Genomic DNA, 9,782 nt, shown 5'->3' with positions numbered 1-9,782 from the left:
TCAAGGACGATCACCCGTCCGGAGTGACACGTTTTCCCACCCCTTCCACCAGGCGAAATTAGATGTAGCTTGCATTAATTAGCTACTCTAACTTACTATGTGCATACACCAACGACCCATCCGCGGGTTGGGCCCGCGAGTCGTGAAGGAGCAGGCATGCACAGCAGCGCAACGAAGACCGGAGCGGGAAGCACGGGAGGCCCCGCCGAAGCGGATCCTCGAGAGTTACCAGCAGGTGGGCTCCTCGGGCAGCGATTCCGCCGCCGACTTCGCCCGCCGGCGCCGAGCTGCGCCCCATGTCCATGGAGAAATGCATCACCACCCGGGAGGCCGTGAGTCGCGCGAGCGCGGCCGGTCCGCGCGGGTCAGTGCCCCATGTCCATGGAGGAATCCTGGGGCTCGGCGGCCTCGGCGGGGCGGGGTTCGGGGAGGGCGACGGTGAACTCGTCGGCAGGGGAGGTGGGTTCCGCTTCGGGGCCGAGCTCGGCTCCGGCGGGCTGCTCCTGGTCCTCCTCCTCGCCCGGGAGGGTGAACGGTTCGCCGCACAATCCGCAGATGATCGGCCCCTCCGCCAGGACCTTCGGCGTGACGGGGAACGCCCGCGGCTCGGGCAGGCAGGAACAGGTGACCTTGACCCGCTTGCCGTTCGTCGAGCCGGGGGGCTCCGGCGCGGCCGGTGGCTCCTCGACGGCGGCGTCCTGGTCGTCGCCGAGGCCGGGGAGGGCTGCGGCGTCGAGCTGGCGGATGACGGACGCGTACTTCCGACGGGTCGCGTCGGTGAGAGTGCAGTTGGAGAAACCCAACGGCTTCTCGGACCTGCGTGGAGGTTCGAGTCCGACCTCGCGGGCCAGGGCCGCGAACTCCTTGCGGTGCCACCTGGGGTCACCCTTGGAGGTGTCCTGGATCTTTCGAACATGGGCGAGCGAGTGAGCTGCCTCGTGCAGCTCGGTCTTGAGGATCTCCTCGCCTCCGTCCTTGATCGTCTCCCCTGCGACGAACAGCTCGGCGAGACGCTGCTCGCGCTCGGCGACTGCCCACCGGTCGGCCCAGTGGTGACCTCGGGTCGGGTAGTGCCGGCGGGGTGCGTCGGTGGACGTGCGGGGCTTCTCCGTCTGCCTACGCGAGATTCCGGTTCCGGTGATGAACAGGACCGGCGGCACGTCCGGGTGATGCTTCTGGATCGCGGTCCAGCACTTCTCCAGTGCGGTGATGAGCCGGGTGCCCTCGCGCCCCGGGTCGGTCTTCAGATCGGCCATGCGGTCGCTCCTTTCCCCATGTGCATGGGTTTTGATCAACGTACGGGCGGCGTCAACTGTTACCAGGGGAGGGTCAGAAGAGGGTGTCCTGGGAGGCGCCCGAGGGGTTACCCGCTGCAATCGCGGTGGCAATCGCGGCCTCGACGTCGGCACCCGTCGCCAGGGCGCCGAGGATCGCGTCGCGGATGGCGACGGCCCTTCCGTCCGGGCCCCGGACGTCGTTGAGCGCGTGCCCGGCCCGGTGGGACCTGGCGTAGTAGTCGCGGATGTTGTCGAGCCGCTGTCCGGCCACCCAGTGGGAGGTCAGTTGGCAACTGGACTCGTCGCACGTGTGCCGGACGACGTGGCCCTCGGGGAGGGCGGCGGCGCCGTGCTCGATGACGTAGCCGAGGACATGGACGGTGACCACGCGGGAGGTGCCGGACTTCCGGGACCCGGCACGGAGCTTTCCGTGGCCGGAGTCGCTGATGGCTCCGAGCCAGAACGCGCACCGGTCCGGGCCCCGGTCGTAGACCCGGGACCGGTAGCGCTCGACGGTCGAGGCGTCTGTCGCCAGGGCTGCCCACGGCACGGGCTGTTGGGTCTGCTGCTCTGCCATGTCCAGCTCCTCCTCGTCGGTGGCCGGCTAGACGGCCATGCCGTAGACGATGGTGAACACGGTGCCGAGCGAGCCGATGATGAAGACGCCCGCCAGCCCGGCGACGATCAGGCCCTTGCCCTGCTCCGCGCTGAACGTGTCTCGCAGGGCGGTGGCGCCGATGCGCTGCTTCGCCGCTCCCCAGATCGCGAGGGCCATGCACATCAGGATGGCCAGTGCCATGACCACCTGGACCATGGTCTTCGCCTCGGTGCCGAGGGCTCCGAAGGGGCCCCAGTCGGGGGCGATTCCCCCGATGATCGTGTTGATGTCGCCCTTGTCCGCGGCCAGCATCATGTGGTTCGGCCCCTCCTGGTCGTCGTCCTGGTGCTCGTCGTCGTCAGCCCTGCTGGGCGGGCGGGGTTCACCGTAGCGACCGGGCGGAGCCGGTGCCGGCGCAGTGCCCGCACTGACCGCTCTCGTCCGAGTGCGAGTTGCGGCAGTGGGCCGACTCCCTGCTGAGCAGGTTGGTCAGCCACTCGACCTGACCGGCCTGCAGCGGGACGCCGATCGCGGTGCCCTGGTCGTCTCCGTGGAGTGGGGTGACAGTCAGCACGGCGCTCACGGCGTCGGTGGAGAACTCGGCGTCGTCGGTCGGATACTCGGTCATGAGCTCCTGCAGGACGGCGGCGAGCCGGGAGGCCGGCGGTAGTTGGACGGCGTCGGCGGGGGCCGTGGACATGGGGTCCCTTCGGTGGTGGCAGAGTTGGGCGGGGGGTGGTGGTCACCATCCCCAGTGGTCGTATTCCTGGCGGACGTAGGGGCGGTGGCTTGGGTCCCACTCGATCGCGCTGGGGCCGATCGGGCCGACGTGGGTGTCGTGCTTGCGGTCGAACTCGGCGAGTTGGTGGGCCAGCTGTACGGCGTCGGTCAGGAAGTCCTCGACGTCCGGGTGCGCAAGTGAGAGCCGGTCGGACAGGGCGGCACGGCGGAGCAGGTAGAGCGCTCTGGTGTTTGTCGGGCTCGTATGTCTCGCTTTGGTGCCGGCGGTCGCGGTCTCGACTGCAGCGCTCGGAGATCGCCGTGAGGTCGGCGACCTCGTGCAGCATGTCCGGGGCTCCCATGTACGCGACTTCGGGCGTCGGCGCGTCAACCCTTCGCCGGTGATCGGGTCAGGCATGTCGAACTCTCCTTCTAAGAGGGTGGGCACTGCCACGGGCTGCGGCTCGGTGGCCGTCGTCATCGGCCCTTACCTCCGCTCTTCTTCGCGGTGTCCAGCTCGGCCCGCAGGATCCGGATCTGCTCTTCGGTTTCCCGCTCGATGGCGCGGGTCTTCTCCTCGGCGTCGCGGACCTTGCTGTCGGCCGTGCGGAGCTGGCCGTACAGGTCCCTCGCCTCGCCCTCCAGCGTGGCGATGCGACCCTCCCGGGTCTGGGCGGCGGTGGTCATCCGCTCGACCTCCTCACGCAGGGCCGTGACAACGGAGTTGGCGGCCTCGACCTTGGTGTTCGCGTCGGCGGCGGCCTGGCGGGCGGCCTGCTGGGCTTCCTCGACCTTGCCGTTCGCCTCGACCACCCGGGCGTTGGCGTCCTCGACGGACTGGAGGGAGTCGGCCTTGACCTGCGCGGCGGCCTTCTTCTCCTCCTCGACGGTCTTCTCCATCTCCGCCACCTTGCGCGCAGCCTCGACCTCGGCCTTCCCTGCCTTCTCCTCAGCGGCCTCGACCTCCCCGGCGGTCCTCGCCTCGACCTCGGTGATCCTGCCCTCGGCGTCAGCGACGGCCTGGGCAACCTTCTCGTCCCGCTGCCGCTCGGCCTCGGCGACGGCGGCGTCCGCCTCCTCCTGGATGCGCGCGGTCTCCGCCTCGAACCTGGCCTTGGCCTCGTCGAGTTGGCGGAGCCCTTCGTCCGCTGCCTCCTCGGCCTCCGTCTTGGCCGTCTCGGCGTTCTTCGCCCGGCGCTCGGCCTTCTCCCGCCGGCCTCGCTCGGTGACGAGCTCTTGCTGGGCCTCGGCGATCCGGGCCTCGGCGCGGGTCTCGGCGGCGGCGACCTGGGCCTCGGCGGCCTCCGGGTCGGTGATGGTCTCCAGCTGCCCGATGTACCGGGGAAGCTGTTCCCCCAGCTCGCGGACGGCGGTGAGGACGGACTCGCGCACGAGCAGGGCGGTCGCGGCGGCGCCGGTCACCGGACGGTCGGTGTCCTCCTCCTGGACGGCCTGGGCGCCGGGGCCGGCGGGGCGCCGGTTCTTGGCCTTGTACGCCGTGGCGGCGTTGTGGTCGGGGTCGTCGCAGTACTTCGGCGCCTGCCCGCGCACGCTGGGGTCCTTCGGGACCCGGGGCCGGTGGCAGTCGGGGAACACGCACTCGTTGGCGGCCTGCTCGGGCTGTTGGGTCTGCTGCTCACTCATGGTCGTTGCTCCTACTCGACGTTGGGGAGGTCAGCGGCGCGGATGACCTGCTCCTCGCGAGCGGTCCATCCGGTGCCCTGGTAACTGCTGGGGAGCGTCTCGTCGACGAGCTCCCCGTCCTCGTCCCAGCGCAGGACGGCGGGGGCTGCGGGGTCCTCATCCTGCCGGTACCGGGTCTCGGCGTACGCGCGGGCGGTCGCCTCGTCCTCGCACGGGATCGCGCCGGGGTCCTCGGCCCGGGTCACGAGCCAGACGGACGGCCCGGCGGGGGCGCTCCACGCGGCGTACTCCTGGCGGACGTACGACCGGAGGGCGGCGGCGGGGGAGTCGGTGTCGATCGTCGTCGGGGCAATCGGGCCGGCGGACGTGCCGTGCGCCTGGTCGTGCGCAGCGAGCTTGAGCGCGGCGCTGCGGATCGACTGCTGTGCCTTGCCGTCCGCTTCGGATGCGTCGAGCGTGCCCCGGTCGGCGAGCGCGGCACGGCGTAACAGTCGCTCGCGCAGAGGGAGCCGGGACATCGTTCGCACGAGCTCCTGCTCCTCGTCGTACAGGCCGGGGGCCGTGCCGTACGCGGTCACCAGGTCGGTCATCTCGTCCTCCTCGTCGTCCTTGCGGCCCCCTCAGTTTAATGCAATGCAATGCATTATGTCAATGCATTGCATTGCATTGTGATGATGGAATGCAATGGATTGAATTGGGGGGATAAAGATCGCCAGCCGTACGGACGGCGTACTCGCTTGCGACGGCCTCGGGCGGTGGGGTCCCCCCGGGGGCTCGGCCGACCGGCGACGACACACTCCTCGGCCACGGCGAGACGTCGGCCGACGCGGAGCGACCACACCGGACTGGTCACCACTGCGCGGCAGCAGCTGCTCCCCCTCGGCCACGGCCGGCGGTGCGGTCGCCTCACGCTCGTGCATCCGCGACGGCGGGGGTACGGTCCGCACCACAGCGCACCCGGGTAGTCGGCGACCGGTCGGCCACCGACCCCCTCCCTCCGCCGCTGGCCGTCTTTCCCAGCCCGAAGTACCTGCAGACGCGCACGCTGCAGGCCACGGAGGATTACGGAGCTCACGCGCCCCGCAGACGGGCCGCGGCTGCGTTCGACAGTCCAGCTCGACGACGCTCGGCGCGGTAACAGTCCGCTCGGCGGAACGGCACTCCTACCGGTCCTGAGCTGTGGACTTCCAAAAACGCGCACCTCATTTGAGGGCCGGAAACAAGAAGTCCGACCCCTGGCGCCTACGCAGGAGGCGCCTCGGGCGGGTGATCTTCCGGGCCAGCCCGTGACGACACCGCCAGTCGAGCCGGTTGTCCCGACATGACTCGTCTGATCACTACGGCCGTCGTACTCGCGGCTACTTTCGTCGGCTCCGGCGCCGTGTCGGCCCCCGTCGAGGCCGCACCTGCGCAGCGCTCTGTGGCAGTGCCGGCCTCGACGCCCTGCAGCACCTGGTGGGAGGTCACCGGTAAGAAAGTGGCGGTACGGCGGCCCTCCTGGAACGAAGGCCCCGTTGCAACGCCGAGCTCGCCCGTGCACCACTACCTACGCAAGGGCGATCGTGTGGTGTCGTGCATCGTCGCCATCGCGCGGACCCAGAGCGGGCCCGCCTACCGCAAATGCGGGAGGGACGGGAGTGCGTGGCGCGTCGTGCAGGGCGGCCAGGTACCCGCGACCTGCCTGAAGCGCGTTTGACGAGAGCGGAGCAGGCGCTCAGTGTCATCCGCTCGCCCGCGCAGACCTACGGCGCGATGGGCTCTCCGCCGATGCGGGTGATGGTCTCGGCGAAGGCCTGGCGGTCGGCGAACATGTGCCGCACGCGCGACCAGGGCCAGCCGAAGAACTGCCGCTGAACCGGCACGGTCAGCGCGAGCAGCAGCTCCAACTTGGTGGCCTCTTCCCGTTCGGACAGCACGACCATGCGGGCGTTGCCCGCGTACTCGACGGCGAAATGGATGAGGTGGCGCATGGGCCAGCTGCCGGCGTACGTCGCGACGTTGTCGATCAGCCATCGGGTGGCGTCATCGAGCTGCTGCCACCAGCGTTCCCGCTCACCCGTCAGCCGGTCGCGCATGACCGACGTCAGACCAGGCTCGTCGGCTGGCGGGAGCTGGAGCCTCTCCAGCAACGAGCACGCGGAGATGATCCGCGTCATGTTCGTGCTGAACGCGTCGCGGGCGGTGTGGACTTCGCCCAGGCGTTTCTTGCGGGCCTCCATGCGAGGGGCGACGAACAGACCGACCGCAAGGGTGGTCACCACGGCGGTGACGGCGGCTACCAGCAGGGGCCATGCGGTGTCGGGCATGGCCACATGTTCCCGCAGTGCGCGGTCCGTTCGGGTCGGACACTGTCAGCTGCGCATGCCCTCGGCCTCGACTTCGCCCTGGGCCGTCCAGGTCTTGTGTACGTGTTCGTGGCCGGCGGTCTCCTCGATGAGCTGGATCACGACGGTCGGACCGGTGCCGTACAGCCCGACCCACTCGGTGTACCGGTCCTGGGCCGTGGCTGGGACGATCCACTCGCCCTCGACGGCCGGGCCGTCCGCCTCGAACTGCAGCCGGGCAAGGTGCCTGGTCCCCACGTACTGCTCCTCCCCTCGCCGCTCGGAGCCATCTGGTCCCGCCTGGCCCGCTGCTGAGCTGCCTCAGGATTTCCAAGGTTGTCGCACGGTGATCCGCAGTTTCACAGGCGAACCGCACTCGATTGCTATTGATTCCGGGAGCACGCCCAAAACCTAGACCTTTGAATCAAAGGTTTGAGCCGCTAGATGTTGGCACTCATCACCCCACATGGCGAATGCGCCTAAGAAAGCAAGGTAGATTAGAGCACAGAGAGCCCGCGCCGGACCTCCTGGCTGGACACCTACAAGGTCTGGCGGGGCTCTCGTGAAGCCTCATGCACTCAAAACACAGGAGACTGTCATGACTCATCCTACGGGGCCTGCTGCTGTGCCACCGGAATCCGCGAGGCAACCGCGGACCGTCTGGCGTCTGCGGCGCCGGGCGAAGTTGCTTGCCTGGCGGGCGATGATGGGGGCCGCTTACGCCGCTGGCGGATTGCTGATCACCCTGGCACTCCAGTGGTTCTTCGCCTGGCTGTGACCGCTCAGGCCCGGTAAACCCCGGGCCCCTTACGGTGTCCGAGCTGGGATTCCGGAGCCTCCTCGCCTCGGTGCTCACTCTCCACTGTCCCGCCCGTCCCACCCCGGCCTTGGCCGTGATGGCTACCGCGCGGTGCGCAGCCGTTCGCGTCGGGCGGTGACGAGGTTTCGCCACCGGTTGCGGGTTGCTTGCTCGTTGTCCAGCCAGCGGGGCGGGGTGTGGTCGTCGGGGAGCTGACGGTCGGCCATGAAGTGCGCGATGTCGGTGTAGTAGGCGTACGCGCCGTCGCTCGTCTGCTCGCGCAGCCGGGCGATGGTGCCGGTCAGGGCCTCGTGGTCGTCGAGGACGGCCTGGTGGAAGGCGACGGCGAGTTCGAGGGTGGGCGTCGTGGAGGTGAGGCCTGCGACGTCGAGTTCGGTGCGCAGGGTGCGGACGCGGTCGTCGAGGTCGGGGCTGCCAGCGTCTCGGATGACGGAGGCGATGGCGGCGTTCATCGTCGTGGCCCGCAGGTCGAGGCCGGCGAGGAGCTGCTGGGCGAGGTCGAGTTCGTCGTCGGCCTGGCGGGGGTCGAGGAACGCGAGGGCGAGAGCGCGCAGTGCCTGGTTGTGCGCGGCTTCGCCCGTCTTGGCGTGCTGTTCGGCTTCGAGGCGCCCGGCCAGGTACGCCTCGGCCGCGCGCTGGACCTCGCCCTGGATCCAGTGCAGGTCACCGAGGACGCGCTGCTGGCGGCCCTCCCATCCCAGGGTCTGGGCTGCGGCGAGCGCGGTGGGGAAGTCGCCGTCGAGGCGGGCGGCCTGCGTCAGTCCTCGGCGGGCGGCCTGCGCGAGGCGGCCCCCGGTGTCAGCCACCTGTTGGTAGCCGTGGCGCGAGTCCTCGGTGCGTCCGATGTCGCGCAGGGCTTTGGCCCGGTAGTAGAGGGGCATTTCCTGCAGCTCGGCGGGCAGCAGGCCGGAGTCGATGACGGCGGTGAGCCGCTCGACGGTACGGCCGCGGTGCTCGCGTTGGCGGCGGGCCAGGGTGCTGAGGGTTTCGACCAGGGCCTCGGCCGGCGTCGACAGCGCGGCGCGCTCGGGGCCGTGGGCGGGCGGGGCGAGCGGCTCCCACACGGAGTCGCCGACGTAGGCGAAGGCGGCCTCGGTGAGCCAGTCCAGCTCGTCGAGGTTGAAGTCGCGGGCCAGGCGCAGGGCCTGGCGCAGTACGCCGATCAGGACGGTGCGCTCGCGGCGGGGCCCGTGGATCCACTCCTGTCCGAGGGCGGCCATGGCGCGCTGTGCGGCGCGCTGCCAGTCCTGCTCGGACCATCGGTCGTCGGTGCGGTCCTCGGCGGTACGGATCGAGGAGCGCACCACCTGATGGAGGTGGAAGGGCCACAGGGCGGTGAGGTCCTCGCGGATGAAGGGGCGCTCGGTCAGCCGCAGGGCTGCCGCGTCGTGGGTGAGGCCGGCGACCTGCGTGGCAAGCGGCACCGAGAACGCGTCGAGCAGCGACACCGACCGCAGTACGTGCCGCTCGTCGCTGGTCAGGTCGCTGAGGGTGCGGGAGATCAGGGCGGGGAAGTCGCCGAAATCGCCGGGCTGCGGCGCGCGTCCGTTGCGCCGTATCTCCAGGAACCGCATGACGGCGAGATCGAGGTAGAGGGGCAGACCGTGGGAGCGCTCGCTGATGGTGCGGCGTAGTTCCGGGCCGATCAGCGGCTGTCCGTTGTGGGCGAGGCGGCGGGCGAGGTGGTCGTCGCAGTCCTCGGGGGCGAAGTCGCCCACCAGGATCTGTCGTACGCCGCCGTGGGCGCGGGCGCCCGGGACGTGTCCGGCCAGGCCTGGCCAGGCGGTGGGGCCGGTCCAGTCGAGTTGTCCCTGCAGGCCTTCCTCGGCCCACTGCAGCCGGTTGCGTCCGGTGATGACGAAGAACGTGTTGGGCATCAGCCACACGATGCGCTGCAGGAGCCGCTCGAAGTCGCGGTGGGTGCGGTCTCCGACCTCCTCGAAGGAGTCGAGCAGCACCACGGGGGTGATCCGATGGGCTTCGGGGAGCTGGGCCAGGTCCCAGGCGAGCAGGTGCGTGGCGAAGCTCAGCGTCTCCAGATCTGGCTCAGCGTCCAGGATGTCGGCCAGGCGGCTGCAGCTGGCCAGGGCGCGGACGGTCTGGCGCCGCTCGCGCAAGGCGCCGACCAGGGCGGTGGTGAGCTGGCCGACGGCTCCTCCGACGGTGCCGGGCAGGGCCAGGGCCTGGGCGGCGTCGGCGAGTGCGGACTGCAGCTGGCTGGGCAGATTGACAGCGTTGCTGAACCGGCTGAGCATCCCGCCTCGCCGCAGGTACTCCTCCAGCGGTTCGCCCGGGTGGTTGCGCTCCCAGTGCCGGCGCAGGGCCAGGTCGAAGGCGGGCATCGGACGGCCGAGGGCGGCGACGGCCAGGCGGATCGAAAGCACCACGCCCTCGAAGTC

At 70.1% G+C, this 9,782-nt stretch carries 11 protein-coding genes; 1 reads left to right on the top strand and 10 read right to left on the bottom strand.

The features are described from left to right. Window positions 1–365 precede the first annotated feature (365 nt). The 9 genes from STRTUCAR8_RS08940 to STRTUCAR8_RS08900 form a co-directional block, all read right to left on the bottom strand. Entirely contained in the window at window positions 366–1,256 is an 891-nt protein-coding gene (locus STRTUCAR8_RS08940) for a SprT family zinc-dependent metalloprotease (protein WP_006375234.1), read from the bottom strand. A gap of 73 nt (window positions 1,257–1,329) precedes the next feature. After that, window positions 1,330–1,854 carry a hypothetical protein gene (locus tag STRTUCAR8_RS08935; protein WP_006375224.1) on the bottom strand — a complete coding sequence of 175 codons (525 nt, stop codon included), beginning with the start codon at window positions 1,852–1,854 and terminating at the stop codon, window positions 1,330–1,332. 27 nt (window positions 1,855–1,881) lie between these two features. Next, window positions 1,882–2,190, bottom strand: a complete 309-nt coding sequence (locus tag STRTUCAR8_RS08930; protein WP_006375228.1) for a hypothetical protein — start codon at window positions 2,188–2,190, stop codon at window positions 1,882–1,884. A 67-nt stretch (window positions 2,191–2,257) separates the two neighbouring features. Then, window positions 2,258–2,575, bottom strand: coding sequence for a hypothetical protein (locus STRTUCAR8_RS08925; RefSeq protein ID WP_006375235.1), 318 nt, complete (start codon window positions 2,573–2,575; stop codon window positions 2,258–2,260). Between the two features lie 42 nt (window positions 2,576–2,617). Further along, a complete protein-coding gene (locus STRTUCAR8_RS08920; protein ID WP_006375225.1) occupies window positions 2,618–3,013 on the bottom strand; it encodes a hypothetical protein in 396 nt (131 codons plus the stop codon). Window positions 3,014–3,072: 59 nt separating this feature from the next. Further along, window positions 3,073–4,239, bottom strand: a complete 1,167-nt coding sequence (locus STRTUCAR8_RS08915) for a coiled-coil domain-containing protein (protein ID WP_006375229.1) — start codon at window positions 4,237–4,239, stop codon at window positions 3,073–3,075. Window positions 4,240–4,250: 11 nt separating this feature from the next. Beyond that, complete coding sequence (locus STRTUCAR8_RS08910) at window positions 4,251–4,829, bottom strand: hypothetical protein (protein ID WP_006375233.1); 579 nt, start codon at window positions 4,827–4,829, stop codon at window positions 4,251–4,253. A gap of 1,152 nt (window positions 4,830–5,981) precedes the next feature. Next, window positions 5,982–6,545: a hypothetical protein gene (locus tag STRTUCAR8_RS08905; RefSeq protein ID WP_006375227.1), complete on the bottom strand. Its 564-nt coding sequence runs from the start codon at window positions 6,543–6,545 to the stop codon at window positions 5,982–5,984. Between the two features lie 45 nt (window positions 6,546–6,590). Next, window positions 6,591–6,821, bottom strand: a complete 231-nt coding sequence (locus STRTUCAR8_RS08900; RefSeq protein ID WP_006375226.1) for a hypothetical protein — start codon at window positions 6,819–6,821, stop codon at window positions 6,591–6,593. Between the two features lie 340 nt (window positions 6,822–7,161). Between STRTUCAR8_RS08900 and STRTUCAR8_RS52395 the strand changes: the two genes are divergently transcribed. Then, window positions 7,162–7,341, top strand: a complete 180-nt coding sequence (locus STRTUCAR8_RS52395; RefSeq protein WP_006375232.1) for a hypothetical protein — start codon at window positions 7,162–7,164, stop codon at window positions 7,339–7,341. 122 nt (window positions 7,342–7,463) lie between these two features. On the opposite strand, the gene STRTUCAR8_RS08895 is transcribed toward STRTUCAR8_RS52395, so the two are convergent. Then, a partial coding sequence (locus STRTUCAR8_RS08895; protein ID WP_006375230.1) for a hypothetical protein occupies window positions 7,464–9,782 on the bottom strand: 2,319 nt, incomplete at its 5' end.

The sequence above is a fragment of the Streptomyces turgidiscabies Car8 genome (assembly GCF_000331005.1).
In the GTDB taxonomy this organism is placed as follows: Bacteria; Actinomycetota; Actinomycetes; order Streptomycetales; family Streptomycetaceae; genus Streptomyces; species Streptomyces turgidiscabies.
The sequence above is the reverse complement of the archived record's forward strand: the minus strand, read 5'-3'. Positions and strand labels throughout refer to the sequence as shown.